Below are 24,310 nucleotides of genomic sequence, written 5' to 3' on the forward strand. Positions count from 1 at the left end.
ATCATGAAAACACAAGATTACACGGTCCTGGAGGACGGCTTTATCCACGGCCTTTGGACTGAAAAAGGCGCCAAGATCGCTCTGACCACCGCGCAGGCCGGAATGTTCCTGGACCACGGGAGAGTTGCCTTGGTGGTGGAGCAACCCGAGAAGAAAGACCCGGCCAAGAAGGCCTGATCCATGCTGGACCGCGAGACGATGCGTCCCATCAGCGAATGGGAGCATGTGCTTCAATCCATCGGGATGATCCTGACGACGCCGCTACGGTCTCGAGTCATGCGGCGTGAATTCGGTTCTGAACTGTCCGACCTGATCGGGCGCCCGATGACGCCGCAGATCATCCTCGCCGTCTACGCCGCTTCCGCCTTGGCAATCGCACAGTGGGAGCCGCGCTTCGCTCTGACAGGAGTGGAAATGGGTCAACCCACGGCAGAGGGGCGGCTGTCGCTGACGGTATACGGCATTTTCCAAGGCGACCAGGTAAGCGGAAGGGTTGTTCTATGAGCCGCTATGTCGCCATCGATCTGAACCAGCTTCCGTTCCCGGAGATCATCGGCCCACTGGCCTACGAAGATATCCTCGCGCAGTTGAAGGCTGACGCGATTGCGCTGGCGCCGTCATTGGCCCCCGCCTTGGCTGTCGAGGGTGATCCGGTTCAGGCTGTCCTACAGGCTATCGCGTATCGCGCCTTGGTTCACGAGGCTCGTTTCAATGATATTGCGCGGTCGGCCTATCTCTCAACCGCGACCGGAGCCGATCTGGACAACCTCGTCGCGGAGTATGGCGTGCAGCGGATGGTGATCGAGCCTGCTGATCCGGACGCCGTTCCGCCGATCCTCGCGGTGATGGAAACGGATGCCGAACTGCGTAACCGCGCCCAAATCGCGCTTGAGTCGTTTTCGACAGCAGGCCCCCGTGGGGCCTACGAATACCATGCCCTGAGTGCAGATGCCCAAGTGCTGGATGCGGGGGTGACATCCCCGGCTCCTGGTCAGGTTCAGGTCGTTGTGCTGGGTCGTTCGGGCGTTCCCGCCAGCGCCGTGACCGATGCCGTCTCCAATGCCCTGAACGCGGAAGAAGTTCGCCCCCTTTGTGATACGGTGATCGTTCTGCCGGCCGAACTGGTCAGCTATGACGTGAACGCCGTCTTGACGTTTCAATCCGGTCCCGGTTCCGAGGCAACCCTTCTGGACGCGGCGGCGGCGGTGCAGGAATACACCGAGCGCCAGCGGAAGATCGGGGCCACGATCCATCGCAGCGCGCTGTTCGCGGCACTGCATCGCCCTGGCGTGGAAGCAGTCAGCCTGACCTCTCCGGCTGCGGACGTGACGACCACCAACCTGCAAGCGCCCTGGGCAGGCGAAATCGAAATCACGGCAGCATGATCCATGGATAGTTTGCTGCCCTACAACGCGACCGAGGCAGAGCGGGCGCTGGAAAGCGCTGGGACTGCGGCAATCGGCCTGCCCATGCCTGATGGTCTGCGCGATCCTTGGAGGGTTCCTGCGGCCCTTCTGCCGTGGTTGGCATGGTCCCGTTCTGTCGATGAATGGGACCCTTTCTGGTCTGAGGATGCGAAACGGGAAACCATCGCTGCCAGCATCGAGGTTCATCGCCGGAAGGGGACGGTTTGGGCCATGCGCCGGGCGCTGCAAGCCGCAGGGCTTGGGGATGCCGAAATCCAGGAAGGCTGGTCCGCCAGCCAGCATGATGCCGGGTTTGCCTATAACGGCACCCGTAATCATGCGCCGTCAGATCACTGGGCCGAATATCGAGTCAAGTTGTCACGGCCCATGTCCATCCGCCAGGCAGCACTGGCACGCGCGATCCTCACATCAGCCGCACCGGCACGCTGCCACCTCAAGCTGATGACCTTCGAGGAAGCATCAAATCTCTACAACAGGGCCATCACCTATGACGGCCACTTCACGCACGGGGTAGTCTAAGATGGCGAATTTGCCAGAATCTAATGAATATCCCGCCGGGATTTATCAGATCGAGACAACCGATCCTGTTCTGGGCGGTCCTCCTAGCGAAGCCACGAAAGCTGGCTTAACCAATATCCCGGCGATGCAGCTTGCGAAGCGCACGAACTGGTTGAAATTTCGGGTCGATCAGCTTTTAGCAAAGGCCATTGCTGCGACTACGGCTGTGGCGGGTCTTGTCCGCCTCTCCAATGCGGTCAACAGCACGTCGGAAACTGAGGCTGCTACTTCGAGAGCCGTCAAGACTGTCAACGACAATGCCAATACGCGTGTGCCAAGCACCAGGTCCATTGCTGCGACTGGTCTTGCAACCGGAGGCGGTGATCTGGGGGCGGATATCGGCATTGACGTGCGTATCGCCACGCAGCTGGAGGCCGAAACTGGCGTCTTGAACAACCGCGCGATGACGCCCCTTAGGGTCGCGCAATACGTATCGGCGCTTTTCAGGCGCTCCATCGGCGGGAGCGGTTACATCATTCTGCCAGGGGGGCTGATCGTCCAGTGGCTGTCCGTTGCCGTCACAGGCACTAACCTATCCGTCACCGCATCCCTGCCGACTACCTTCCCCAACGCTGCGGCAGGCGCATTATCCACACGCCGGTCGGCAACGCCGATTACAGCGAACGACGCCAGCGCGACTGACTTGGCATTGGGTCAGGTCACAGTCCGGCGCGCGGTTTCGCCCGACACTTCTGCAACATACTTCGTCGTCGCTATCGGGTGGTAAAATGAGCCTCTACATCAAGTTCAACGATGGCCGCGCCGAATTCTTCGACAGCCGCTTGATGCCGCCCCCGGAGGGTGCAGCGCCGATTTCCGCAAAGGACCACGCGGCGCTTATGGCTGCGCAAGGTTCGGGGAAGGTCATCATAGCGGATGCGCATGGCAATCCGATGATCGCCGATCAGGCATCTGTATCACCGCCTGTCCCCGACGTGGTAAGTCGGTTCCAGGCCCGCATGGCCCTGCGTAACGCAGGGCACTTCGATGCAGCCGAGGCGGCGATCCGATCCAGCGGTAATGACCTGCTGATTGAAGCGTGGGACAGCGCGGTGGAGTTCCGCCGCATGTCACCGTCGATCCTGACACTTGGGACCGCACTGGGCCTGTCGAAAGCCGATATCGACAATCTGTTCCGCGCGGCTGCGCAGATCACCGCCTGACGGCGGCTCACTCGCTCACAACACAGGAGGCACAGATGCCACTAGAGCGTTACCACGGCGTCCGCGTGACGCAGAGCGCGGACGAGCTGGTCGTCGCGCGCCCCAAATCCACGAGTGTGATGGGCATGTTGATGTCTATTCCCACCGCCGATCTGCCTGCTGGCGTGGCGTTCAACCGGCCGATTGCCATTCGCAAGGCATCTGATGCGGCGGATCTGCCTGAGTCCGTTCAGGGCGAGATCGACACGGCACTGGATAATGGCGCCAGCACGATCATCGTGGTGCTCACCGATGCCGGTGATGAGGATGCGGAGCGCACTGCCAACGCGGTCGGCAACGCCACGACCAAGACGGGCGTCCATGCCTTCAAATCGGCTGCTATGCTGGGCTTGCCGAGGCCGAAGCTGCTTGTTCTGCCGGGCTTTCGTGCCGCCTCTGAGGCGCCTGCCAATGCGGTCATCGCTGAGGCTATCGTCGTTGCGAACGATCTGCGCGCGCAGCTTTACGTTGATGGCCCCGGCACGACCATCGCGGCGGCCAAACTCGCGGTGCCTCTGATCGGGGCGCAGAAGCGGGTTTGCATCTCCGATGGACCGATCCTGAAATCCGACGATGGCGTGACCGTGGCGCACCCGTCCAGCACGGCTTTCGCCGCCGTGCAGTCCATGCTGGACCAGCAACGCAGCCCGGCCTGGGCACATACCAATGTCCTGCTGGAAGGCATCGTTGGAGTGTCGTTGCCGGTCGAATATGGAACCGAGGCCAGCGAACTGAACGAGGCCGGGGTCAACACGATCATCAACCGGGGGGACGGCTTCCGCACCTGGGGTCCGATGACCGCTGCTGTCGGCACGATCTGGGAATTCGTGAACGTGGTCCGGGTGACGGATATGGTTCACGAAAGCCTTGAGGACGCCTTCATCGCCTATATCGGGCGTCCGATGACCAAGGATAACTTGGACCTGATGTCGATGACGGGCCGGGGGCTGCTGAAACAGCTTGAGGTCGAGGGTGTGCTGCTGCCCGGTTCGCAGTTCGGCCTGTCTACCGACAACCTGCCGGAAACCGGCGTGCAGGGCATCGTCAAGTTCGCGATGGCTTTCGAGGTTCCGGCGCCGATCTATGACCTGCGTATTCAGGCACATCGCCAGATCAACGTCGCCTATACGGCCCTGTTCAATTCCGTCACCGGTCGGTTCGAAACCGACGACGCCCTGTAAGGAGGGGTCATCATGGCAAAGCTGCCAGCCTATATCCTCAAGGACTGCACGATTGTGGCGAACGACCGCAATCGTATCGGCCAGGCCAACGAGATCACCATCCCGGTGCTGGAAAAGACCACCGAGGAAATGCGCAACGCGGGCATGATCAAGCCCCGCGAGGTGTTCATGGGCTACGAGGCCACCCGCGCCAGCTTCAAGGAAACGGCCTTCGACCCGGCGATGATCGAACTGCTTGGCGTCGGCAAGAACGACAAGTTCATTGCCAGGGGCTACCTGCAATCCGAGGACGGCACGGAACATGCAGCCCGCTTCGAATTCTTCGGCGATGTGCTGAAAATGGACGCGGGAAGCTGGGAGCCTGGCGGGCGGGCCGAGACGGAATACGAGATCACTGTCCACAGCGGCACTCTGTTCGTCGACGTGAACGGGACGGAGCAGGAGATCTTTGCGTTCGATGACTTCTCGGTGCGGGTCATGGGTAGGGAGCAGATGCCCGGCCGCCGCCGTGCGCTGGGGATGATCTGATGACCGATATCGTGGAATTCCGGCTTGACTGGCCGGTCGAGTTCAAGGGCGAGAAGATCGAGGCTCTGACCTTCCGCCGCCGCAAGGCCAAGGATCTTGTGGCGATGGATGCCGTCAAGGGCGACATGGCAAAGACCATGGCGATGTATGCCAGCATGTGCGGTAAGCCCCTGCCGGTGATCGAGGACATGGACGCCGACGACTTCGAGCGGATGGTGGAAGCCACCTTGCCGCTGATGGGAAAGACGGCGGCGGCGATGGTGGAACGTCAGGCGAAGGGGCCGGTTTCGCACTGATGGTCGCCGCCTGCGGCCGGTATCTGCACCAGCCCATCAATGACGTGATGGACTGGGACACGGACCTGTTCTTCCTGATGTTCGACCAGATAAGCCCGCTCTTGAAGGGGGAGGGGAGCTAGGTCACTCGGCAGGGTGGCGGTGATGCTTATGATCGTCAGGCTTATCTGTCGCCTTGACGATCAACGCTATGACGACAGCGACGGTCAGGGCGGCGGCAGGGACGATTATGTCGAACGCAGTCATGGTTCAATCCTTCCGCAGGAAGCCTAGAATATACTGTGCAACGCCGTGAATTGCGAGTCCGATCCCGGTCCAGCCTGCAAGCGCCGTGTAGGAAGGTGATCCGGTCTCAATGACCGGCCGCAAGATCGCGATGCCGATCAGGCCGATGCTGATGGCGTTGAGGAAGTTGGCGGCAAGCTTTAGGCGCTCGTTGCGGATCAGGGGCATGTGGAGGGTTACTTCTTCTTGGCGCGGTATGCCGAGGAGCGGGGATTAGTTTCGTCCGCGTCCGCTTTCAGGAGAAGCTCTCTTATCTGGGCCTTCAACTCTTGGGATTGCGCGAAGAGGCCCTTCAATTCTTCTGCAATCGCAGCCCGCTCGTCTCCCGGCGGCAAGGTTTCCTGCCGACGAACAAGAGGCTCGATCACAGCCCAGATAGCGGCGTCCTGATCCATAAGTCGGAAGAATTCTTCTCGGAAGCTTGCTTCAGGAGCCGGGAAGGCTTTCTCAAGTGTGGCAACGATTTCTGCATTCATTGATCGACCATTTGCTTCAGCAGCAAGCTTGATCCGGTCGCGGAGACCGTCAGGAAAGCGAACCGTATACTGTTCTGCGCCTCTACCAACTGTTGCCATCAGCCTTGTCCCTCTTTTGACCGCATTACTGTAATGTTTTCTCTTGACCTGCAATCGTATGACGGTAATGTAGGGTTACGGTAACTCTATGAGCGAGGCTATGACAGAAAGGCAGTTGCAACAACCGACCAGTGTTCGCCTACCCGCAGATATGAAGCGGGATTTGCGGATCATGGCGGCGATCCACGAGCAGACGCTTAGCGATGAGATTGTCATCCGCCTGCGTCGGTCTTTGAGTGAGGAGAAACAACAAGAGGCAGCGGGGGGTGAGTTTGGCGACCAAGCCCCCGCTGCCGGGAACGAAAACGCCGCGTTCGAGCGCGGCGCTGTCTGATCACACCGGTTACAAAGGAACCGAGATGACTATCCATGAACGTAACATGAGTGGCGAAAAAATCAACGCCGTGCAGCCCTTCCTGTTTGAGGAGGAGCATTTGGTGCGGGTTGTGGACCAGGACGACAATCCGTGGTTCATCGCTAAAGACATCTGCGCCATTCTGGGCGTCGGCAATGTCAGCAAATCGCTCGAAAAGCTGGATGAAGATGAAAAGGGTGTCACTTCAAGTTATACCCTTGGCGGCAATCAGGAGGTTCTGATTGTCTCCGAAGGTGGTCTCTACACCCTGATCCTGCGTTCGCGCGGTGCAACTACCCCTGGAACCGTGCAGCATCGGTTTCGCAAGTGGGTGACGGGCGAGGTTCTGCCTGCGATCCGCAAGACTGGCTCCTACGGTGTTGCCAAGCCAGAGACGCCGAAGATCGATGAAGCGTCAGACGTGGGCATGAAGATCCGGATGGTGAACGCTTGCCGCCCGATCTTCGGCAATCAGGCTGCGGCGCAACTGTGGTTCTACCTCGACCTGCCGGACATGCCGGCGATGCACCCTGATCCCCGACAGATCAACCTATTCGACTACTCGCAGATCAAGTCAGCGGGAGACGAGGCATGAGAGAACTCTCATCCACGGATCTGAACACGGTCGTGGATGCCTTCCGCGTTATCCAGCTTCTGTCGGAAACGATCTGGCAGGCAGCAGCGGGAAGCGACCGGCTGAATGAGGCAGCAATTCGCCAAGTCGAAGAAGACGCGGCGATCATTGCGGACAGGATGAATGCCGCGATTGGCGTTCTGGACGCACAATATCCCGGACTGAAAGAACTGATTGCGCTTTCTGACAGAAGGGCGGTCAAGCGGGCCGAGGAAATGTTTCAACAGCAGGCGGCTCAACAACCTCGTCACTAAACTGAACGGCCCCCGGCGCGTGTGGAGCGCGACCGGAGGCCTAACCTCAATCTGAAAACGGGAGATCAGATCATGGCTTCTGCCAAATCTAATCGCGCGCCTGCGCAAATCAACCGCCGCCGTCTTCTTTCCGCCATCCCTGCCGTCGCCGTCCTGCCCGCCGTGGCAGCGGTTCCGGCGCTGGCTGAGACTGAAACGCCGGTGCAAGCCTTGTTCCGTCAGTGGCTGGTCTTGGACGAGGAAGAGCGCCGCGCCTGGAACGAAGGCTGGCCTGAGGAAGAGCAAGACGCCGCGACCGACCGCAAGCTGGCGGTTGAGCGGCAGATGCGGGCCGCGCCGAAGCACGACCTGACCGATGTTGCCTTGGCTCTGTTCGCCACCAGCGACTGCGGAGCGTTCAACATCGATACTGACGTGCGCCTGGAATACCGCGCGCAAGCCCGCTCGCTGATGGCGGCATAACGAAACCGGCCCTCGGGTCGTGGCAGGGGCGGGTGATCGCCCCTGTTGGTCATATTAACGGCGCGGCTTCTTTGCAGGCTTCGACTTCTCCGCCCAGAATGCATCGTATTCGCCCGAAGCGATGTCTTTGGTCGTTTGCTCAATGTCGCTGATTGCGCCTTCTATATCTGAATGCGCATCCTCAAGTCCGTCTAAAAGCTTCTGATAGCGGCTATCATCGTCGTTTTCAAAATACAGGCTGTCCAAAATGCGTTCGCACTCGGAAATCATGAATTCGATCTTGGCGAGGGTAATTCTGAGAGCGGACAGATCGGGCGGGGACGCTGGTTTTGCCTTTTTGGCAGACTCTTCATAGGAATGCGCGAGGCGAAGCGCGGCTCTTCCTTGCGACTTGACGCGAGGCAATTCTTCCCGCGCGCCGGAAAACATTGACTCCACTTGTTCACGGGTCCGAGCGTGAAAATCTTCCCCAATCAGTTCGGCGGCGAAAACCAGATGATCCGGTATAGTTCGTTTTGGCTTCGTCGGGGCCGCGCTAGGCGGCAGTTTGGCGGCAGGAAACAAATCGGCCCGGCTAGGGCCTTCACGCCTCTCGCGCTCCAAAGCCGCAGGTGATCGTCGGGGACGCTCCTCTCGCCTCGTGCGAAGCACAAGGTAGATAACGAAAACCACTAATCCGATTACGGCGAATGCTTCCATGCCTAACCGTAGGCAGTGGATGCTTGATTCGCCTAGCGGATCTTTCCGTGCCTGAAAAATTCCGTTCTATCGAGGTGCCGCATGGCTAAAGTCCTCCAGTCTCAACTGATCCTGTCCCTTGTGGACCGCGTGACGGCTCCTGCACGGGGCATTCAGGCGCAGATGGATCGTCTGAATGCGCGAACGAAGGCCGCGAACGACGAAGCCAACCGGATCGGTGGAAAGTTGGCCGTTGCCTCGGCGCAGATGGCTGGTTTCGCCCTAGCCGTTTCCCAGCCGATCAGGGCTGCGATGGACCTTGAGGACAAGATGGCCGATATCGGCAAGGTCTCCGATATGAATGCCGATGAACTCAAAGCATTTGAGGGTTCGCTGCGCCATCTTGCGCGCACAGAAATTCCGATGGCCGTAGAGGAACTGGCGGCACTCGCTGAGTCCGCTGCGGCGTCAGGCATTGCCGACCAAGATCTAGAGAAATTCACACGTCAGGTCGCAAAGTCGGCGGTCGCGTGGGGGGTGTCGGGTGATTACGCGGGGGAGTCGCTCGCCAAGATCAAGTCGGCTCTAGGCATGACGATTGATGAAACGGCGCGATATGCAGATGCCGTCAATTTCTTGGCCGATACGTCAGCATCGGAAGCCCCGGACTTGATCGAGTTTGCCCGCCGTGTAGCTGCTGATGGGAAGATCGCTGGATTTACAAACGAGCAAGTGCTGGCCTTGGGGTCAAGCATGATTGCCATGGGCGCGCAGTCCGATGTGGCTGCCACGTCGCTTCGCAATGCCCAGAAGGCGCTGACGCGCGGTCCAAGCGCCACGAAGCGTCAGGACGCAGCTTTCCGAAAGCTGGGCCTGCATGCAGATGATGTGGCGAAGGCTATGCCGACCGACGCCATGGGTCAATTTCTAGGCGTTCTTGAGCGGATCAATGCCTTGGATCAGCACGAGCGCATCGCTACCATGTCCGACCTGTTCGGCGACGAAGCCCGCGCGCTGATGCCGCTGCTGAGTGAACTGGACAAGGTTCGCGAGACGACGGCTGCCGTTGCTGACGAGACAAATTACTTGGGCAGTGTTCAGAAGGAATTCACGATCCGGTCTAAGACCGGCAGATATGCCTTGCAGCGGTTCAGAAACCAACTGCGCGATGTGGGGATCACCGTCGGCCAGTCGCTGCTGCCCGGCATGAAGGAAATCTTGGACCGGCTGGCCCCCATTATTTTGGCTGTGGGCAAGTGGACCGAAGAAAACGGCAAACTGACCGCGAAGATCATCGCTGTGACCGGCGCTGTTATGGGGCTGCGGGTGGCTTTGCTGGCGCTGCGGTTTGCCGGGCTGACTGGCAAAGCTGGTGTGCTGAACCTATTGGCAGGAGGCATGAACACCGTTGGCCGGGCAGGGTTCGCAGTTTATGACGCGGTTGCCTCTGTCGCCGCCCTCCGCCGATCCTTGCAGGCATTGGAAGCGAGGCGGGCGACCGATGTCTTTGGCAGCATCGCTGTTGGGCTTCAAAAAGTTAGCAATCCAGCGAAGCTATCAGGCATGGAGAGGCTTAGTGCCCTGTTGCGCGGTTTAGCGGGCGTGACCGGACTGACCGCCGTAGCCAAGGGTATTGGTGCTATCGGGGTCGTGATGGCGACCATCAGTGCACCGGTTTGGATCGCCGCTGCGGCGGCAGTTACTGCTGTTGGATTGGCTTGGCAGTTCTGGGATCGGATCAGTGCCATCGTCTCGGGTGTAGCGTCTGCAATAGGAGAGCGGCTTCGGCCCGAAATGGAAAGAATTCGGGAATGGATGAAACCGCTTGAGCCAGTTTTAAAATGGTTCGGCGAGACGTGGGATACTATTGCCTCGGCAGTGGGCAAAGCCGTTGAGGCGGTCAAGGGCTTCGCTGGCAGCCTATTTTCCCGTGAAATTCTGACGGACGGGGAAGTCGCTGACATCAGTGCGAGAGCCGCGCAGATAACGACCAACATCATCGCAAAGTTGGATGCCATCACCGCCGCTGTTTACGAGACCGCTGGACGCCTTCTGACCCTCGGCGGTGAGATGATCCAATCTCTCTGGGACGGCATGAAGGCGAAGCTGCCTGAACTGATCGAATGGGCCAAGTCGATCCCTGACCAACTGGAAGCAGCAATCGGCGGCACATGGATGGGTATCCTGTCGGGCGGTCGCAGCGGGCAGCCTGACTTGGGCACCTACAATCCCGCGACCGGAGCGTTCGAGCAGGCCAAAGCCATGGGTGGTCATATGCGCGCCCGCGTTCCCACGCTTGTGGGTGAGCGAGGCCCAGAGGCCATCTATCCGTCGCGTGCTGGCTGGGTGGCCCATGCGAACAAGGTCAAGGCGCTGTCAGAAATGTCACGCCGTATCCGGCCCGCGCCGATGCCGCGCCCGGTCCAGTCCGGTGGCGGGTCGCGTCCAGTCAACGTGACCTTCGGCAACATCGTCGTTCAAGGCGGAGCGAACGCAAGCGCCCGCGACATTTCCCGCGAAATCGGCCGAGAAGTGCAGGCTGAACTGCGCGGCACATTCACGGATCCTTACTGATGGCCGGTCCTGTCGTCATGTCGCTGGGCTTCTTCCAGTTCCAGGCACGGGGCTTCTCGTTCGACGGCCGCCGCCGGGATCAGGACACGGGCTGGGTCTCTACCCCCGTAGCCGGCGGCTTTGACCGCCTGCAATGGACCGGGGGCAGGGGGCGCACGGAAACTATCAGCGGCGCGCTGTTCGATGAGTTCGGCGGCGACTGGTCCCTTGAGGGGATCAAGCTGGCGGCAAAGCAGGGCCAGCCTCTCACGCTGGTCAGCCTGGGCGGTGCGCCCTTCAATGCATTCGGTGTCTTTGTGGTAGAGCGTATCTCAGAGGACCACGGCTTCATCGACCAGAACGGGCGCCCGATGAAGAACGCCTACACCATCGACTTGCGGGGCTATGAAGGGGAAATGAACCTGATGACCGCCGCAGTCGGAACCGTGCTGCAGTTGCTATGACAACCGTAGTCAGCATCGCGGGCGAAACCGTAGATCTGATCTGCCGCCGTCACTACGGCGATGAGAGCGGCTTTGCCGAGGCGGTCTATGACGCCAACCGGGGCCTCGCCGCGATGGGCGCGATCCTTCCGGCCGGGGTGGTGATCGTGCTGCCCGAGGTTGTGGCGGCTGTGCAGAGCGATCCTGTCATCCGGCTCTGGGACTGACCGATGAAGCCGCAATGTGTTGTGACCGTGAACGGCAAGGCCGTCACCGGGGATTTTCTGCGCCGTCTCTCGGAATGCGAGATCACCGATAGGGATGGGGTTTCGTCGGATGGGGTGCGGCTGCGGCTGGACGACAATCCGCCTGCTGAAATGCCGCAGCCCGGCGCACGGATCGAAGTGTCCATGGGCTATGAAGGCAACCTCATTCAAATGGGCAGCTATGTGGCCGAGGAAATCGAAGTCGAGTGCCTTCCCTATGCCATCACCATCCACGGCAAGGCAGCCGAGATGGGCGGGCCGGTCAAGGAAATGCGGCGGCGGCACTGGGATCAGGTCAGCCTTTCCGATGTGATTGCCGATATTGCCGGTGAGATCGGTGTGCAGCCGGTCGTGGATGCGGCTCTGGGCGGCTTCCACTACGACTGGCTCGGGCAGATTGCCGAAAGCAATGCGGCCTTCCTGGAGCGACTGGCCGAACGGCACGGGGCCTTATTCTCGATCAAGGGCGGGCGTCTGGTCTTTGCCAAGCGCGGGGCAGGGCAATCAGCATCGGGCAAGGCGCTGACAGGGCTGGTCATTACGCCTGCAAAGCTGGTGACGGGATCATGCCGGATCACCTTCTCCACCCGGTCTGTCTATCGTACGGTCAAGGCAAGCTGGATGGACCGGACCACGGGCCGAAAGAGAAGCGTGACAGTCCAGGGCGACAAGGACTCGGACGCGGAATTCGAGATCGGCCAGCCCTTTGCCAATCAGGATGAGGCCAAGGCCGCAGCCAAGGCAAAGGCCGGATCGCTGGGACGGAAAAAACTGGAATTCACTGCTTCCCTGCTTGGCGACCCCACAGTTCGCGCAGGAGCGCCCTGCCAGTTTTTAGGCGTCCGTCCCGGCGTGGATGGCGTGCCTCTCCTGATCGAAGAAGCCATCCACCGATACAGTAAATCTGGCGGCTACACGACCGATATCACCGGGTCGATAAAGGACTAACCTCATGGCATTGGATGAAAAACTGCTGCGGGCCGCTGGCCTGCCGACTTCGCTTATCTCATTGCTGGTCAGCATCACAAAGGCTGCCGAAAGGGCTATGGCTGCTGCAAATACAGCGTCGGTTGCCAATGGGCTGGAGCCGCAAATCGCAGCTGCTATGCAGGTGCTTAATGACCTGCAAGTGGCCCCCCGATTGGCCGAGATTACAGACCGACTTGTGGTAGTGGAGGGCAAAGCCGCGACAATACCCGCTGCCTATGATGATACCGATGTCAAAGCACGACTAGAGGCGGTTGAAGGTGCGCCAAGACTGATTTCGTTGATCAATCGCGATGGTGCGCTTGTGGCTCTGCTGTCCGATGGCACTGAAATTATTGGGCCGGAATTTGGAGAAGATGCTGAGCCTATCGATCCGCCCACGGTGATTGGGAGTATCGCGGATCGAATTTATACCATCGACCAGAGCGTTCCGGCGACCGACTTGCGCACGAAATTCGAAAACGCCACCAGCTATGTAATCAACCCCTCCATCGCACAAGCGGTCATCAACGGCTACAATCTGGAATTCAGCACGTTCGCCACGTTAGCCGAGACAACGTTTTTTGTGAGAGGTGTCAACGCTGGAGGTCAGTCCGATCCCGTAACTTTCAGATTAAGGATTAACGCTCAGGCGCCGATACTGAATTCCCCACTGCCCGACAGATCCCTCGTCGTCAGTGATGCCAATATCATGATCCTGTTGGATGATTATTTCAGTGGAGCGGCGTCCTATTCTATCAGCCCGACAGGCCAGGGCGGCTCCATTAGCGGGCGAAGCTTGTTGCTGTCCGCCGCGACCGAGCGCAGCCTGGAAATGACCATTACTGCCACCAACAGCACGGGGCAGACGGTTAGCGACACATTCTTGTTTGTCGTCGCACAACCCCAGCCCACCCTCCAAGCCACCATCACCCCCGACCCGCTGGTGGCGGGCCAGCCCTTCACCGTCAACTTCAACGCCGCCCCGGACGAAGTGACCAGCAGCGTCACCCTGACCGGCACCGGCACCACGCGCACTGGCACTGCACCGGCCAGCGGCATCGTCACCATCGGCGCGACCAAGGCGGGCTATACGGCATATAGCGCCACCTTCGAAGTCGCCCCCGCCGTCCCATCCGCCGCCAAGACCGCCGACAACAAGGTCATCCTCTCTGGCGTCACGCCGCAGTCGGATCCCTTCGGCTTCGGCATCGGCCAGCATCCGACCTATGGCGGGGCAGCTGTCACTGTGGCAAACCCTGCTGACCTTGGCGACGGTCCTGTGTGCCTGATCGCCCCTGTCATCAGCGCCGCCGGGTCGGTCCTGACCGCTCTCCCCGGCCTTTGGGGATCGCTGCACAGCACCGCGACCATCCTCGGGGAATGGTATCGAGGGGGCGTCGAAACGGACGCGACCTCGCTGACCTATAATGTCGGCCCCGCCGATGATGGCGCAGTCATGACCTATCGCGAGATCGCCACGGACGCGGAGGGGGCATCTGATCCGGTGCCCAGCAACGGTATCACTGTCTCCGCGCCACAGCCCGCCTCTTACACCTCGGCGGGCACGGGGTCGGTCTACAATACCGCGTCCCAGACCCAGCACACGATTGCTGCCGTGCCGCTGGGCGCGGCCAGTGCGGATCGCTACATCGAGCTTGACCTCAACGCCTATCTCATCACCGACGGCACCGCCGTCATCACCGGGGTCAGCATCGGGGGCGTGGCCGCGACGCAGCGGGCGGCCCAAGCCAACGGCAACGAACCCCGGCTCCGCACCGGCTTGTGGCGGGCAGCGGTCCCCAGCGGCACGACCGGCGATGTGGTCATCACCCTGGACAAGCCGTCCGCCCTGATCGCGGGGTGCCATGCTTTCAGGGCGATCCGCATGATTTCGGGCACGCCGACCTTCGGCAATATCAGCCCCGGCGCCGGGGCTGTCCTTTCCACCACGGTGGCGACCGCTCCTGGGGACCGGATCATCTTCACAATCGGGTCCAATGGCGGAGCCGCCTCGGGCGGATGGTGGGGTAGCCCTGTCGGGCATACCGAGGTGGTGGATTTTGCCGGTGCGCCGAGCAAAGGCGATGCTGTCAGGACCAACCTCTACATCGGCGTCGCGACAGTCGCGCCCGGCGATACCAGCCCCCGCACCCTGTCCGTCACCTCCCAGGGCGCAGTCCTGACCCGCGCCACCCACATCGTCCGCAAAGTCACGGAGATCGTCTGATGCCCATGTATTTTCACAGCGCGCTGCTTGATGGGGCACCCTTCCAGGTTACGCCGGGTGCCGGGATGACTGGCGGTGCTGTCTCGGTCGATGCGTGGGGGGATGAACCGGAACCCCCGCAGTCCCTGACCGTCCGGGCTGGCAAGATGGACGCCTTGCCCGTCACCCTCGCAAGCGTGACGAATGGGCTGCTGTCCGCCCGCGATGACGGAGGATCGTATCTCAACCTCAACGACCTGCCGGAAGACGTGGCCCGGATCGACGGACTGACGCCCGCTGGCGACCCGGTGGTGATGGAGGTTCTGCCCCGTCGCCAGAAGGCCGGATTTGCGGACGGACGGCACTGGATGCTGCCCATCGACAAGGCCACAGGCCGGATCAAGTTCGAACTGGGTCGCAAGGGCCGGAAGTTCTATGTGACCAAGCGTCCTCGGAACGACCCCAGCGGAAAGGGTGGCTACACCAAGCAGGACATCGCCACGGAAACCGGCTTGCCCCTGGCGACGATCACCGATGCGTGGATCATCGCCAGCACGATCTACGGTCGATCCGCCGACAAACCGTTGGAGATGGACACCGGTTTCGCGGTCTGGGGTGCTGCGACCAACAACATCAGCGGGACGAACTCGTTCAAGGGCGATCAACTGTTCTTGGAACGCGGCTACAACTATCGGGACGGCGCCTGGAGCAACGGGATGAACTACATCTCGCGCGCAGCGTCTGGGGAAGGCCCGCTGCACCCTATTCTCGTTTCGTCCTATGGCGTTGGCGCTGCCCCGGTAATCGACCGTATGGTTGCTAGTTTCCAGAACACCACCAATGCAAACTGGTTTGCGTTCCAGGATGTGGATGTCGATCTGGTGCGCTTTGTTTCACCATTCGAAGTGATCCTTAGCCATGTCGAGGCGCGTGGCCCCGTCGCTTCGGGCGCCTCGGGAACCTTCTCCTTTGAGGGAGGGGGGCATCGGACACTGTATAGATGCAAATCCATCAACGCCTCGACAGAACCGATCCCTGGTGCAACGGTCTGGTCTTCCCCGTCATCGCATGTGGTCGGCATCTATGGCTCTGCTCTTAAATCGTTGCTGGTCCTGGAAACCTTTGTAGAGCAGGCTGGCTGGCGCGACGGCTACAATCCGAATAGCGACAGCACCCAATTCCCGATGCCGCACAACCAAAAATCCCATGGTGCCTATCTGCAAAACGATTTTCATAGCGTGTCTATCCGTCGATCTATGTTCACAAGATCCTCGTCTCTGGGTGTACAGATGCGGGGCGGCGGGACGCTTGAAGACACCCTTCTGCTGGATCAGAACGTGGTGATGAACAGCCTGGGTCGGAGCAAGGTGAACGGTGTCATCGATGTTTCCGGCTCGGGCAACTATCCATTGGTCATGGGCTTGGTCGCGACCTCGGCGGCATACAAACGGTCAGCGGCGATTGAGGGAGGGTTGGATTGGGGTATCGACATGTGGGCGAGCTTCGACGGCTCGATCTTCAACTCGATCCTGATGCACCGCGCGGACCCCAACAACGCCACTGAAATTGCAGCCAAACCGCCAAGTGGCGAACCCGCATTCAAGGTCGAAACAAACGGGCACGACCGGAGCGGGCTGCGCATCCATAACTGGTACGGTCCCCAGAACAATGCTGCCCAGTTCGGCGTGTCTGCCGTGACCCTGGACGCGATCACGATCCAGCGCCACGCCGCGGCGGCCATGGGTGTATCGAGCGCGACCATCGAGCAATATTGCCTGTGGCTGCGAACGCTGACCCCGGCCCAGTTGCAGGACCGCCTGGCAGCGGTTCTGGAATATTTCCGCACCCCTTGGGGCCTGCACATCCCCAGGCGCGTCAACGCCTCAACCTGCGTGTTCAAGCCGGATCCTCGCTGCTCGGGCGTCCTGTGGGCGGAACGGGCGAACTGGTCCACCCACGATACGGCAGGGACCATCGACGGCGACAGCGCCGAACTGCGCGGGGTGGCGGTGCGCTTCGGCGAGTTGACGGTCAGCATGGCGGCGGTAGACGGACAGGGCGGATCACTGGAACTGTCGTCGGGCAAGCTGACAACGGCGAGTCTGTCCAACCTAAGCCAGGTCAAGACGATCCTCGCGGGGCAAATCTGGATCGGCGCGCAGACCGCTGTCGGCAGCTATATCGCTGAAAGCGGGCGGATCGCCTGGACCGGCGGCGCGTCGGGTCACAACCTGACGGTGGACGGCCAGTATCCCGAAGTGCTTCTCGGGCCGAACCATACCATCGCCTCGGGCAAGGTTCTGGACATCCGCTGTGGCGCCCAGGGCGCCGTCGGATGGGACGGCACGGGGACCGCGACCCTGACCATCGCCAGCGGCGGCACGCTGCGGCTGCGGAATTATGCAGGCGCCTATGGCGCGCGGATGTCCAAATTGGAGCGGTTCCGGTCGGGCGCCTTGGGTGACGGCGAGACCGATCCCTCCGTCACCGTGTCGCTGGTCCTGGCGGCTGGATCAATTGTCGAGGTGGACACGACTGGCCTGACTGCGGGCACTTATGATCTGACCGGGTCGGGCATCACTGTCACGAACAACGGGGCATCCCTGCCCGCAGGGGTGACGGTCACAGGCGGCAAGCTGGTGCTGACCGTCAGCTAACGCGGCGGCGCCTTCGCATCAGCGCGAGGGCGCCGATCCCCAGTGGCAAGAGGGCCGCAGTGGCGGGCAAGGGAACAGGGGCGGGGTCCGCGACGACCGTGAAATAAGAGTATTCGTAGTCATAGCCGTAGCTGTATCGGCCGTCATCGGAATACATCGGGAAAGGGAGCGAAGTGGACCAAAGTTCGACCATTAATGTTGACCCGGTTTCGACGCCGCCAGCTACCTGCCACTTGTCGTCCCAGGAAAAGAGGAACTTGGTCGGGTCGATGTAATTGGTTTTGGTGCAGTCCCAGACGCCGAACTGGCAAACCGGCGTGCGGCCGCCGTTCCCGTAATAAGGATCGTCTTCGACGGGCTGGTCAGGGTGAACCATGGTCGCGACAAAATGGATCACCTCACCGACAGGTATTGCGCCAAACAGATAGCTTTTCATGCCGGGCAGCATGTCGTCGGCGGCGAAATCCCCCGTGACAGTTGTGTCGGGATCGCCGGTGGTTTCGTGAAAGGCGCTTGTGAACGCAGTGCCTTCATATCGCAACCACAGGTCATAGCTGACAGTCGTCGCCGCCTCTGCCGCCGACCCCACCCCGACCACCACGGCAGCCGCCGCGCACAATGCCCTGATACCCAATGCAACCTCCTAAATCGCGAATCATCACCGTCGCGTGACCATCGGATCATCGCAGCGCGCTTGAGTCTCGGGGAAAGCGCGGGTGCCGCTGCAACGTGTGGGTGAAAACCGATCCGGAACAGGATGCTGCACCAGGTCGCGTGATCGTCGGCAGGAAGTGTCGCGACAGGCCGAGGTGTGTAGGGGCACTGGTAACAAACACCCGTCGCGACATGGAGACGTTAACCAATGCTGCGGTGCGGCGTCTCGGTGAAACTGTGTGTGACAGTTCCCGCACCGGCTGATTTGACCGGTCAATCAAGCAAATAGCAGGAAAAGATTTATGCAGGATGATCCGAACTGCGGGTGCGCGAATGGACCCGGTTGAAGTCGCCGAGAAGCTGGCAAACGGCAGCGTCGTCACGGTTCTGGCCTTCGCGGTCGTCGCCCTGTCTATTGTCGCCATCGTCCTGTTTCGTCGCATCAACCAACTGCACGATCAGCGTGTGCAGGACATGCGCGAGATGGGTGCCGAGGCCCGGAAGCTGCTGGAACAGACCAACCTTGCTCTCGGCGCGCTGGCGGAGCCGGTGCGAGAGGCGGTGCGCGAGATGAGGGGGCGGAAATGATGGGTCTCATCCGTCAACTGCTCGGGTGCAGCCGCCGCGCCGCGCAGGCCGACGAACTCAAGCGGCAGCACCAGGAAGAATTTCAGAAGGGGGAGCGGCAAGTCCGGGCGAAGGTGATCGTCCTGGAGCGGCTCGTCGCCGAATTGCAGAAGGACACCACCGCATGGCACAGGTAATCGGCGCGCTCGCCATCATCAACACCATCGGCTACCTGGCCGTGATCTGGGCTTTCCGGGCCAGCTTCCGGGAACTGAAATCGGCGACATGGTGGTTTGCGATGGGCTTCGCGATCCTGGCGGGGGCGATTATCGCGCGGGGCCTGTGGTGGGACGTGTCCATGCCCTTGCTGCGGCTCTGGGCACCCGAAGCGGCTGCGTGGTGGACAGAGCATGTCGGCCGCTACATCAACATCCTGTTCAGCCTGATGAAGATGGCGGCGTTCTACTGCGCCCTGAAATGCCGCCAGATGCTGATCCCGGAAGATGAGCGGCATCTGTGGCCCCTCTGGAAAGCCTGGCTGCACCCCACGAAGATCAGGCTGCTGCCGTGGCGCTGACCCATTGGCAGGTGTCCTGCTGGATCAATAGGGCGCTCTGCGGCCGACGCGGTATGCCCCTGTGCGCCAGGGTCTATGCCCGCCCTCCGAGCCTGTGGCGCACGGCATTCCTGCGGCTGATGGGGCTGGCGTTCCGCGACCCCGGACACTGCGAAAGCGTCTGGCGCAGGTGGCGGGCGTTGCAGGTCTATGAGCCTCGGCCAGTGACCGGTAGGACAGGCCCATCGGCAGGGTATTAGGGCAGCAGCCCGAACAGTCCCGTCGCGACAGGCCGGGCGATGAACCACCCCGCAGCCGCCCAACTGGCTGCGAGGAATGCGGCTGCGATGATCGGTTTCAAAATCGGTATCAGGTTTGTCAGCAAGTTGATGAGTTTATTGGACAGAAGTCACCATCAGACTCGCACCTGATCCCTAATATTTGGTTAGCAGACTGCCATCACGCGCAGGATGCTCGCACGACGCTGATAAACAACCGGGCGGCTCAACTCGTTAACCAATCACACACGCCGCCCGGCTGTTGAGGGGTATCAAATCTACTCTGACGTGCGCGTCATCTTGTCCTTTTGGACAGCCATTCGCCCGCCCTGACCGGCGGGCTTTTTCGTGGAGCCATCATGCAACGGATCGTCCTGCATCACACAGCAGGGGGGTTGAAACCCACTGCCTTCGACAAACAGCACTACCACCGGCTGGTGGACGGCGACGGAGAAGTCCAGGCTGGCCTGCACCCTATCAGCGCCAACGCGCCCGGCAGGCAACTTACGGCGGGCCGCTATGCCGCCCATACGCGCGGCCTGAACACAGGCAGCATCGGCGTCAGCATGGCCTGCATGGCGAATGCCCAATGGCACGATCCCCGCGCCTGCAAAGCATTCCCGACACCTGTTCAGGTGGAGGCGATGATTGCCGAGGTCGCCCGCCTCTGCCGGGCCTACAGCATCCCCGTGGACCGGCGCACGGTCCTGTCTCACGCGGAGGTCCAGACAACGCTTGGCATCGCCCAGGCGGGGAAATGGGATTTCGACTACGACCCCTTCGGCATCCTGGACAGCCGCGATCCGGTCAGGATCGGGGACATGCTGCGCGACCGGATCAGCGCGGCCCTCGGCGATGTGGAGCCGCAGGCCCCGCGCGGGCCGATGCCGGTCATCCGCCGGGGCAGCAAGGGCGAGGCAGTTGCCATGGCACAGCGCGCGCTCGGCTTGGCGGCTGACGGCATCTTCGGCCCCGCCACAGAGACGGCGGTGGTCGCATTCCAACGGAAACACGAACTGCTGCCGGATGGGATCGTCGGAAGGGCGACATGGGCGGCACTTAACCTGGAGAACTGACATGCAGACCATCATCACCGCCGCGACTCCCCACCTGCTCGAAATCCTCGGGCTGATCCTGACCGCCATCATCGGCTGGGCAGCGTCCAAGGCCCGCCAGAAATGGGGTCTGGATATCGAGGCCAAGCACCGGGATGCGCTGCACGAGGCGCTGATGACGGCGGCGCGGCTGGCAATCGGCCGGAACCTGACCGGACAGGCAGCTATCTCGCTGATCCTCGACTACGCCAAGCGAAGCGTGCCGGATGCTCTGGACAAACTCAGCCCGCCCGCCGTGGTCATTGAGAACTTGGCGCAGTCCAAGTTGGAAAAGGCAGCAGTCGAGGCAGGCAAGGCGATTGGCAAGGCGATCAAGGCTGGCCGATGATGCTGACCATCACACCCGAGCGCATGTCCGAGGCGCTCATGAAATGGCACTTAGGGCCCGGAAGCACCGGCAACGCGCTTGTGCTGCATCGCTTCACCGGCGAGGATACTGGCTCTCACCACAGCCATCCCTTCGACTGCCGCAGCTATATCTTGCACGGGGGGTATGACGAGGAGGTGCTGCATCCTGACGGGCGGGTTGAATTGCGGCAGCATCAGCCAGGCGATGTGGTCAGTATCCCCCATGACCATGTGCATCGGATCGTTCACCTACCGGAAGGCGAGTGCCTGACGCTCTATGAGGTGCTGGGGCCGAAGGTGCAGGAGCCGGGGTTTTTCCAGTGGCGCGATGGGGTCATGTGGCAGCGCCGCTGGCATGAGTCGGAGTTTTCGCCGATGACCGCGTGAGACTTCGCCCGCGCTATCACCGGCGGCTCTTGCCGAATCGTTCCCTTTCCGTTCCACTGTCGGGATGGAGCAAGCCACTTTCTCTCATATCTACTGCGGGTGCGGCTACAGGGGAATGGTGGGCACGTCTCGGTGGCTGCACCGCGATGAGATGCTGCGGCGATTTCGGTGTGGGAAATGCGGCCAGCGACCGATAGGTGTTTCCTCCATATCGGTGCCGGTGCTGCATCCGCCGCAGATGACTTGGGAGACGGACGTGCGGGGCGTGGCGGTCCATCAGGTGTAATCAGCACTCCGAATAAGCTCCGCAGCTATACCTCGGCCAATCCTGCGCGTGTCCGGCGGCGACCATGGCAGGTGTCCCGCATCCAGATTTTGCGGGTCACTCTGGCTGTCGTTTATTGGCGGCAATGGCTGGGGTGGTAGGCCCGGAGGGACTCGAACCCCCAACCAAGGCGTTATGAGCGCCCTGCTCTGACCATTGAGCTACAGGCCCAGCGGTTTCCGGTTAATCGCGCGCGCCCGCTGGGTCAAGCGCGATCACCGTTGCCCCGGTTGGCGCCATCCGCTATCGGGGGCGCAAATCCAGCCGGGGGCCGCCATGACCAAGAACGGGATCAGCTATCGCGACGCGGGTGTCGATATCGACGCGGGCAATGCGCTTGTCGAACGCATCAAGCCCGCCGCCGCCGCGACCGCGCGTCCCGGCGTGATGGACGCGCTTGGCGGCTTCGGCGCGCTGTTCGATCCGCGCGCGGCGGGATACGACGATCCGGTTCTGGTCGCGGCGACCGACGGCGTCGGCACCAAGCTGCGCATCGCCATCGATACCGGCCATCTGGACGGCATCGGCCAGGATCTGGTCGCCATGTGCGTGAACGATCTGGTCTGCCAGGGGGCGGAACCCTTGTTCTTCCTAGATTATTTCGCCACGGGCAAGCTGTCGATAGACGAAGGCGTCCGCGTCGTCGAAAGCATCGCGCGCGGCTGCAAGGCGGCGGGCTGCGCCCTGATCGGCGGCGAGACGGCCGAGATGCCGGGCATGTATCACGACGGCGACTTCGACCTGGCCGGTTTTGCGGTCGGCGCCATGCAGCGCGGCACGGCGCTGCCCGCCGGCGTGGCCGAGGGAGACGTGCTGCTGGGCCTTGCCTCGGACGGGGTACATTCCAACGGCTATTCGCTGGTGCGCAAGGTGGCCGAGCGCGCGGGCCTTGGCTGGGACGCGGCCTCGCCGTTCAGCGATGGCGATCTGGGCGCGGCGCTGCTGACGCCGACGCGGCTTTACGTGAAACCCGCTTTGGCGGCGATCCGCGCGGGCGGCGTCCATGCCTTGGCCCATATCACCGGCGGCGGCATCACCGAGAACCTGCCGCGTGTCCTGCCGAAAGACCTGGGGGCCGAGATCGACCTGTCCTCCTGGACCCTGCCGCCGGTCTTCGACTGGCTGGCGCAGGCGGGCGGGATCGACCAGGCCGAGATGCTGAAGACCTTCAACAGCGGCATCGGCATGATCCTGGCCGTTGCCGCCGACCGAGCCGATGCGCTGGCCGATCTGTTGGCGGAGCAGGGGGAAACCGTGCGCCGCCTGGGCCGAGTCACGGCGGGGCAGGGCCTGCGCTACAGCGGAGCGCTTGCGTGAAGCGGGTCGCCATCCTGATCTCGGGGGGCGGATCGAACATGGTCCGCCTGGTTCAGGACATGCAGTCAGAGGACCATCCAGCCCAGCCGGTGCTGGTGGCGTCCAACGATCCCACCGCCGCCGGTCTGGCGAAAGCCGCAGCCCTGGGCGTGCCGACCGCCGCCGTGGATCACCGCGCCTTCAAGGGCGACCGCGCCGCGTTCGAGGCCGCGCTGCTGGAACCGCTGCTGGAGTCGCGCCCGGACATCATCTGCCTGGCGGGCTTCATGCGCATCCTGACCCCCGGCTTCATCGACCGCTTCGAAGGCAGGATGCTGAACATCCATCCTTCTCTTTTGCCCAAATACCCAGGCCTGCACACCCATGCCCGCGCCATCGAGGCGGGCGACACCGAGGCAGGGGCCACCGTCCACGAGGTCACGACCGATCTGGATTCAGGTCCGATCCTGGGCCAGGCGCGCGTTCCCGTCGAACCGGGCGACACGCCAGAAACGCTGGCCGCCCGCGTGCTGGAACGCGAACACCAGCTTTACCCGCTGATCCTGCGCCGGTTCGCCACCGGCGCCCGCGAACGTTTCGACATCTAGCCCCACAGGGCTGTCAGCGCCGCGACCGGATCCTCGGCCGACCAGATTTCGGGACCGATGGCGATGAAATCGCTGACCGGCGACAGCTGCTCCAGCAAGGCGCGGGTGATCGCGCCCTCGGCCACGACCGGAACCTCGATCGTCTCGGACCACCACTGGAACACGTCCAGATCCACGGGATCGCCCCGATACAGGGCCGATGCGCCCACCGGGCCGAAGCTGACGTAATCCGCCCCGGCCTCGCCTGCGGTCATGCCGTCGTGGCGCGACGACCCGCAGAAGGCGCCGACGATGGCATCCGCGCCCAGTTCCTTGCGCGCATAGCGCACGGCCTTTGCGCCATCCGTCAGATGCACCCCGTCCAACCCGTGCCGCTGCGCCAGCACCACATGGTCGTCGATCACCACCGCCACGTCGCGGGCATGGGCGATCTCTCGGGCCAGGTCGGCCAGGCGGCCCAGCTCGTCCTCCTCGGCGCCCGCGCGGATGCGCAGGCAGGCCACCGGAAAGGCGTCCATCACCGCCGCAAGCTGCGGTCCCAGGGCCGAGGCCTGGGCACCTGCGGGCGTCATCAGGTAAAGCTGCGGGGCGTCTTGGGCGTCTGGCATGGCGGCACTCCTTTCGCTCGCCCATAGCGCAGCTTGCCG

Annotated in this window: 33 protein-coding genes and 1 tRNA gene; 27 read left to right on the forward strand and 7 right to left on the reverse strand. The window is 61.9% G+C overall.

Features of this window, described 5'->3' with window-relative positions:
- Nucleotides 1-3: 3 nt before the first annotated feature.
- The 9 genes from ACTJI6_RS02790 to ACTJI6_RS02830 all read left to right on the forward strand — a co-directional run bounded on the left by ACTJI6_RS02790 (nt 4) and on the right by ACTJI6_RS02830 (nt 5,192).
- On the forward strand, nt 4-177 hold the full coding sequence (locus ACTJI6_RS02790) for a hypothetical protein (RefSeq protein WP_440797634.1): 174 nt from the start codon (nt 4-6) through the stop codon (nt 175-177).
- A 3-nt stretch (nt 178-180) separates the two neighbouring features.
- The gene (locus ACTJI6_RS02795) at nt 181-504 is read left to right on the forward strand and encodes a GPW/gp25 family protein (protein ID WP_440797636.1); all 324 of its coding nucleotides are present in this window, start codon (nt 181-183) and stop codon (nt 502-504) included.
- Nucleotides 501-1,385 (forward strand): baseplate assembly protein, encoded by an 885-nt coding sequence (locus tag ACTJI6_RS02800; protein WP_440797638.1) that lies wholly within the window; start codon nt 501-503, stop codon nt 1,383-1,385. Before ACTJI6_RS02795 ends, ACTJI6_RS02800 begins: the two co-directional genes overlap by 4 nt.
- Nucleotides 1,386-1,388: 3 nt before the next feature.
- The gene (locus ACTJI6_RS02805; RefSeq protein WP_440797639.1) at nt 1,389-1,946 is read left to right on the forward strand and encodes a phage tail protein I; all 558 of its coding nucleotides are present in this window, start codon (nt 1,389-1,391) and stop codon (nt 1,944-1,946) included.
- A 1-nt stretch (nt 1,947) separates the two neighbouring features.
- Nucleotides 1,948-2,712 carry a phage tail protein gene (locus ACTJI6_RS02810; protein ID WP_440797641.1) on the forward strand — a complete coding sequence of 255 codons (765 nt, stop codon included), beginning with the start codon at nt 1,948-1,950 and terminating at the stop codon, nt 2,710-2,712.
- Nucleotide 2,713: 1 nt separating this feature from the next.
- Nucleotides 2,714-3,148 (forward strand): hypothetical protein, encoded by a 435-nt coding sequence (locus ACTJI6_RS02815; protein WP_440797643.1) that lies wholly within the window; start codon nt 2,714-2,716, stop codon nt 3,146-3,148.
- Between the two features lie 131 nt (nt 3,149-3,279).
- On the forward strand, nt 3,280-4,368 hold the full coding sequence (locus ACTJI6_RS02820; RefSeq protein ID WP_440798018.1) for a phage tail sheath subtilisin-like domain-containing protein: 1,089 nt from the start codon (nt 3,280-3,282) through the stop codon (nt 4,366-4,368).
- A 12-nt stretch (nt 4,369-4,380) separates the two neighbouring features.
- Nucleotides 4,381-4,896 carry a phage major tail tube protein gene (locus tag ACTJI6_RS02825; RefSeq protein WP_440797645.1) on the forward strand — a complete coding sequence of 172 codons (516 nt, stop codon included), beginning with the start codon at nt 4,381-4,383 and terminating at the stop codon, nt 4,894-4,896.
- Entirely contained in the window at nt 4,896-5,192 is a 297-nt protein-coding gene (locus ACTJI6_RS02830) for a phage tail assembly protein (protein ID WP_440797647.1), read from the forward strand. The genes ACTJI6_RS02825 and ACTJI6_RS02830 overlap by 1 nt, the downstream gene beginning before the upstream one ends.
- A gap of 123 nt (nt 5,193-5,315) precedes the next feature.
- On the opposite strand, the gene ACTJI6_RS02835 is transcribed toward ACTJI6_RS02830, so the two are convergent.
- From ACTJI6_RS02835 to ACTJI6_RS02845, 3 genes are read right to left on the reverse strand one after another with little or no spacing between them, the layout of a single operon-like run.
- Nucleotides 5,316-5,438, reverse strand: coding sequence for a hypothetical protein (locus ACTJI6_RS02835; RefSeq protein ID WP_440797649.1), 123 nt, complete (start codon nt 5,436-5,438; stop codon nt 5,316-5,318).
- Between the two features lie 3 nt (nt 5,439-5,441).
- The gene (locus ACTJI6_RS02840; RefSeq protein WP_440797651.1) at nt 5,442-5,645 is read right to left on the reverse strand and encodes a hypothetical protein; all 204 of its coding nucleotides are present in this window, start codon (nt 5,643-5,645) and stop codon (nt 5,442-5,444) included.
- Between the two features lie 8 nt (nt 5,646-5,653).
- Nucleotides 5,654-6,052, reverse strand: a complete 399-nt coding sequence (locus ACTJI6_RS02845; protein ID WP_440797653.1) for an Arc family DNA-binding protein — start codon at nt 6,050-6,052, stop codon at nt 5,654-5,656.
- Between the two features lie 88 nt (nt 6,053-6,140).
- Here ACTJI6_RS02845 and ACTJI6_RS02850 point away from each other — a divergent pair, with 88 nt between their 5' ends.
- From ACTJI6_RS02850 to ACTJI6_RS02865, 4 genes are all read left to right on the forward strand, one after another.
- The gene (locus ACTJI6_RS02850) at nt 6,141-6,386 is read left to right on the forward strand and encodes a hypothetical protein (protein WP_440797655.1); all 246 of its coding nucleotides are present in this window, start codon (nt 6,141-6,143) and stop codon (nt 6,384-6,386) included.
- 25 nt (nt 6,387-6,411) lie between these two features.
- Nucleotides 6,412-7,002 carry a BRO-N domain-containing protein gene (locus ACTJI6_RS02855; protein ID WP_440797657.1) on the forward strand — a complete coding sequence of 197 codons (591 nt, stop codon included), beginning with the start codon at nt 6,412-6,414 and terminating at the stop codon, nt 7,000-7,002.
- A complete protein-coding gene (locus ACTJI6_RS02860) occupies nt 6,999-7,295 on the forward strand; it encodes a hypothetical protein (protein ID WP_440797659.1) in 297 nt (98 codons plus the stop codon). The genes ACTJI6_RS02855 and ACTJI6_RS02860 overlap by 4 nt, the downstream gene beginning before the upstream one ends.
- Nucleotides 7,296-7,367: 72 nt before the next feature.
- A complete protein-coding gene (locus tag ACTJI6_RS02865; protein WP_440797661.1) occupies nt 7,368-7,757 on the forward strand; it encodes a hypothetical protein in 390 nt (129 codons plus the stop codon).
- A gap of 54 nt (nt 7,758-7,811) precedes the next feature.
- On the opposite strand, the gene ACTJI6_RS02870 is transcribed toward ACTJI6_RS02865, so the two are convergent.
- Complete coding sequence (locus tag ACTJI6_RS02870; protein ID WP_440797663.1) at nt 7,812-8,456, reverse strand: hypothetical protein; 645 nt, start codon at nt 8,454-8,456, stop codon at nt 7,812-7,814.
- Nucleotides 8,457-8,537: 81 nt separating this feature from the next.
- On the opposite strand from ACTJI6_RS02870, the gene ACTJI6_RS02875 reads away from it, so the two are divergent.
- The 6 genes from ACTJI6_RS02875 to ACTJI6_RS02900 all read left to right on the forward strand — a co-directional run bounded on the left by ACTJI6_RS02875 (nt 8,538) and on the right by ACTJI6_RS02900 (nt 17,529).
- Complete coding sequence (locus ACTJI6_RS02875; protein WP_440797665.1) at nt 8,538-11,009, forward strand: phage tail tape measure protein; 2,472 nt, start codon at nt 8,538-8,540, stop codon at nt 11,007-11,009.
- Nucleotides 11,009-11,452 carry a phage tail protein gene (locus ACTJI6_RS02880; protein WP_440797667.1) on the forward strand — a complete coding sequence of 148 codons (444 nt, stop codon included), beginning with the start codon at nt 11,009-11,011 and terminating at the stop codon, nt 11,450-11,452. Before ACTJI6_RS02875 ends, ACTJI6_RS02880 begins: the two co-directional genes overlap by 1 nt.
- Nucleotides 11,449-11,658 (forward strand): tail protein X, encoded by a 210-nt coding sequence (locus ACTJI6_RS02885; RefSeq protein ID WP_440797669.1) that lies wholly within the window; start codon nt 11,449-11,451, stop codon nt 11,656-11,658. The genes ACTJI6_RS02880 and ACTJI6_RS02885 overlap by 4 nt, the downstream gene beginning before the upstream one ends.
- Nucleotides 11,659-11,685: 27 nt before the next feature.
- Nucleotides 11,686-12,645 (forward strand): phage late control D family protein, encoded by a 960-nt coding sequence (locus ACTJI6_RS02890; protein ID WP_440797671.1) that lies wholly within the window; start codon nt 11,686-11,688, stop codon nt 12,643-12,645.
- 4 nt (nt 12,646-12,649) lie between these two features.
- Nucleotides 12,650-14,893, forward strand: a complete 2,244-nt coding sequence (locus ACTJI6_RS02895; RefSeq protein ID WP_440797673.1) for a hypothetical protein — start codon at nt 12,650-12,652, stop codon at nt 14,891-14,893.
- 248 nt (nt 14,894-15,141) lie between these two features.
- Nucleotides 15,142-17,529, forward strand: a complete 2,388-nt coding sequence (locus tag ACTJI6_RS02900; protein ID WP_440797675.1) for a hypothetical protein — start codon at nt 15,142-15,144, stop codon at nt 17,527-17,529.
- On the opposite strand, the gene ACTJI6_RS02905 is transcribed toward ACTJI6_RS02900, so the two are convergent.
- Nucleotides 17,522-18,163, reverse strand: a complete 642-nt coding sequence (locus tag ACTJI6_RS02905) for a VPLPA-CTERM sorting domain-containing protein (RefSeq protein ID WP_440797677.1) — start codon at nt 18,161-18,163, stop codon at nt 17,522-17,524. The genes ACTJI6_RS02900 and ACTJI6_RS02905 overlap by 8 nt on opposite strands.
- A gap of 353 nt (nt 18,164-18,516) precedes the next feature.
- Here ACTJI6_RS02905 and ACTJI6_RS02910 point away from each other — a divergent pair, with 353 nt between their 5' ends.
- The 6 genes from ACTJI6_RS02910 to ACTJI6_RS02935 all read left to right on the forward strand — a co-directional run bounded on the left by ACTJI6_RS02910 (nt 18,517) and on the right by ACTJI6_RS02935 (nt 21,434).
- Nucleotides 18,517-18,771 (forward strand): hypothetical protein, encoded by a 255-nt coding sequence (locus ACTJI6_RS02910; RefSeq protein WP_440797679.1) that lies wholly within the window; start codon nt 18,517-18,519, stop codon nt 18,769-18,771.
- Complete coding sequence (locus ACTJI6_RS02915) at nt 18,768-18,947, forward strand: hypothetical protein (protein ID WP_440797681.1); 180 nt, start codon at nt 18,768-18,770, stop codon at nt 18,945-18,947. Before ACTJI6_RS02910 ends, ACTJI6_RS02915 begins: the two co-directional genes overlap by 4 nt.
- Nucleotides 18,935-19,327 (forward strand): hypothetical protein, encoded by a 393-nt coding sequence (locus tag ACTJI6_RS02920; protein WP_440797683.1) that lies wholly within the window; start codon nt 18,935-18,937, stop codon nt 19,325-19,327. Before ACTJI6_RS02915 ends, ACTJI6_RS02920 begins: the two co-directional genes overlap by 13 nt.
- Nucleotides 19,328-19,943: 616 nt before the next feature.
- Entirely contained in the window at nt 19,944-20,660 is a 717-nt protein-coding gene (locus ACTJI6_RS02925) for a peptidoglycan recognition protein family protein (RefSeq protein WP_440797685.1), read from the forward strand.
- A gap of 1 nt (nt 20,661) precedes the next feature.
- On the forward strand, nt 20,662-21,027 hold the full coding sequence (locus ACTJI6_RS02930) for a hypothetical protein (RefSeq protein WP_440797687.1): 366 nt from the start codon (nt 20,662-20,664) through the stop codon (nt 21,025-21,027).
- The gene (locus ACTJI6_RS02935; protein WP_440797689.1) at nt 21,024-21,434 is read left to right on the forward strand and encodes a hypothetical protein; all 411 of its coding nucleotides are present in this window, start codon (nt 21,024-21,026) and stop codon (nt 21,432-21,434) included. The genes ACTJI6_RS02930 and ACTJI6_RS02935 overlap by 4 nt, the downstream gene beginning before the upstream one ends.
- Before the next feature lie 420 nt (nt 21,435-21,854).
- Here ACTJI6_RS02935 and ACTJI6_RS02940 read toward each other — a convergent pair.
- Nucleotides 21,855-21,930: transfer RNA gene (locus ACTJI6_RS02940), tRNA-Ile, on the reverse strand.
- Between the two features lie 105 nt (nt 21,931-22,035).
- Between ACTJI6_RS02940 and purM the strand changes: the two genes are divergently transcribed.
- A complete protein-coding gene (gene purM / locus ACTJI6_RS02945) occupies nt 22,036-23,076 on the forward strand; it encodes a phosphoribosylformylglycinamidine cyclo-ligase (protein WP_440797691.1) in 1,041 nt (346 codons plus the stop codon).
- Nucleotides 23,073-23,663: a phosphoribosylglycinamide formyltransferase gene (gene purN, locus ACTJI6_RS02950; RefSeq protein ID WP_440797693.1), complete on the forward strand. Its 591-nt coding sequence runs from the start codon at nt 23,073-23,075 to the stop codon at nt 23,661-23,663. The genes purM and purN overlap by 4 nt, the downstream gene beginning before the upstream one ends.
- Here purN and ACTJI6_RS02955 read toward each other — a convergent pair.
- Nucleotides 23,660-24,271 carry a thiamine phosphate synthase gene (locus tag ACTJI6_RS02955; RefSeq protein ID WP_440797694.1) on the reverse strand — a complete coding sequence of 204 codons (612 nt, stop codon included), beginning with the start codon at nt 24,269-24,271 and terminating at the stop codon, nt 23,660-23,662. The two genes, purN and ACTJI6_RS02955, sit on opposite strands and share 4 nt — an antisense overlap.
- Nucleotides 24,272-24,310 lie beyond the last annotated feature (39 nt).

The organism is Paracoccus sp. 22332, assembly GCF_052045125.1.
Taxonomy (GTDB): Bacteria; Pseudomonadota; Alphaproteobacteria; order Rhodobacterales; family Rhodobacteraceae; genus Paracoccus; species Paracoccus haematequi_A.

Excerpts from the sequence above, each read along its gene's own strand:
- ACTJI6_RS02790 (WP_440797634.1), top strand. The coding sequence starts at position 4 with ATGAAAACACAAGATTACACGGTCCTGGAGGACGGCTTTATCCACGGC.
- ACTJI6_RS02795 (WP_440797636.1), top strand. The coding sequence starts at position 181 with ATGCTGGACCGCGAGACGATGCGTCCCATCAGCGAATGGGAGCATGTG.
- ACTJI6_RS02800 (WP_440797638.1), top strand. The coding sequence starts at position 501 with ATGAGCCGCTATGTCGCCATCGATCTGAACCAGCTTCCGTTCCCGGAG.
- ACTJI6_RS02805 (WP_440797639.1), top strand. The coding sequence starts at position 1,389 with ATGGATAGTTTGCTGCCCTACAACGCGACCGAGGCAGAGCGGGCGCTG.
- ACTJI6_RS02810 (WP_440797641.1), top strand. The coding sequence starts at position 1,948 with ATGGCGAATTTGCCAGAATCTAATGAATATCCCGCCGGGATTTATCAG.
- ACTJI6_RS02815 (WP_440797643.1), top strand. The coding sequence starts at position 2,714 with ATGAGCCTCTACATCAAGTTCAACGATGGCCGCGCCGAATTCTTCGAC.
- ACTJI6_RS02820 (WP_440798018.1), top strand. The coding sequence starts at position 3,280 with ATGTCTATTCCCACCGCCGATCTGCCTGCTGGCGTGGCGTTCAACCGG.
- ACTJI6_RS02825 (WP_440797645.1), top strand. The coding sequence starts at position 4,381 with ATGGCAAAGCTGCCAGCCTATATCCTCAAGGACTGCACGATTGTGGCG.
- ACTJI6_RS02830 (WP_440797647.1), top strand. The coding sequence starts at position 4,896 with ATGACCGATATCGTGGAATTCCGGCTTGACTGGCCGGTCGAGTTCAAG.
- ACTJI6_RS02835 (WP_440797649.1), bottom strand. The coding sequence starts at position 5,438 with ATGACTGCGTTCGACATAATCGTCCCTGCCGCCGCCCTGACCGTCGCT.
- ACTJI6_RS02840 (WP_440797651.1), bottom strand. The coding sequence starts at position 5,645 with ATGCCCCTGATCCGCAACGAGCGCCTAAAGCTTGCCGCCAACTTCCTC.
- ACTJI6_RS02845 (WP_440797653.1), bottom strand. The coding sequence starts at position 6,052 with ATGGCAACAGTTGGTAGAGGCGCAGAACAGTATACGGTTCGCTTTCCT.
- ACTJI6_RS02850 (WP_440797655.1), top strand. The coding sequence starts at position 6,141 with ATGAGCGAGGCTATGACAGAAAGGCAGTTGCAACAACCGACCAGTGTT.
- ACTJI6_RS02855 (WP_440797657.1), top strand. The coding sequence starts at position 6,412 with ATGACTATCCATGAACGTAACATGAGTGGCGAAAAAATCAACGCCGTG.
- ACTJI6_RS02860 (WP_440797659.1), top strand. The coding sequence starts at position 6,999 with ATGAGAGAACTCTCATCCACGGATCTGAACACGGTCGTGGATGCCTTC.
- ACTJI6_RS02865 (WP_440797661.1), top strand. The coding sequence starts at position 7,368 with ATGGCTTCTGCCAAATCTAATCGCGCGCCTGCGCAAATCAACCGCCGC.
- ACTJI6_RS02870 (WP_440797663.1), bottom strand. The coding sequence starts at position 8,456 with ATGGAAGCATTCGCCGTAATCGGATTAGTGGTTTTCGTTATCTACCTT.
- ACTJI6_RS02875 (WP_440797665.1), top strand. The coding sequence starts at position 8,538 with ATGGCTAAAGTCCTCCAGTCTCAACTGATCCTGTCCCTTGTGGACCGC.
- ACTJI6_RS02880 (WP_440797667.1), top strand. The coding sequence starts at position 11,009 with ATGGCCGGTCCTGTCGTCATGTCGCTGGGCTTCTTCCAGTTCCAGGCA.
- ACTJI6_RS02885 (WP_440797669.1), top strand. The coding sequence starts at position 11,449 with ATGACAACCGTAGTCAGCATCGCGGGCGAAACCGTAGATCTGATCTGC.
- ACTJI6_RS02895 (WP_440797673.1), top strand. The coding sequence starts at position 12,650 with ATGGCATTGGATGAAAAACTGCTGCGGGCCGCTGGCCTGCCGACTTCG.
- ACTJI6_RS02910 (WP_440797679.1), top strand. The coding sequence starts at position 18,517 with ATGGACCCGGTTGAAGTCGCCGAGAAGCTGGCAAACGGCAGCGTCGTC.
- ACTJI6_RS02915 (WP_440797681.1), top strand. The coding sequence starts at position 18,768 with ATGATGGGTCTCATCCGTCAACTGCTCGGGTGCAGCCGCCGCGCCGCG.
- ACTJI6_RS02920 (WP_440797683.1), top strand. The coding sequence starts at position 18,935 with ATGGCACAGGTAATCGGCGCGCTCGCCATCATCAACACCATCGGCTAC.
- ACTJI6_RS02925 (WP_440797685.1), top strand. The coding sequence starts at position 19,944 with ATGCAACGGATCGTCCTGCATCACACAGCAGGGGGGTTGAAACCCACT.
- ACTJI6_RS02930 (WP_440797687.1), top strand. The coding sequence starts at position 20,662 with ATGCAGACCATCATCACCGCCGCGACTCCCCACCTGCTCGAAATCCTC.
- ACTJI6_RS02935 (WP_440797689.1), top strand. The coding sequence starts at position 21,024 with ATGATGCTGACCATCACACCCGAGCGCATGTCCGAGGCGCTCATGAAA.
- purM (WP_440797691.1), top strand. The coding sequence starts at position 22,036 with ATGACCAAGAACGGGATCAGCTATCGCGACGCGGGTGTCGATATCGAC.
- ACTJI6_RS02955 (WP_440797694.1), bottom strand. The coding sequence starts at position 24,271 with ATGCCAGACGCCCAAGACGCCCCGCAGCTTTACCTGATGACGCCCGCA.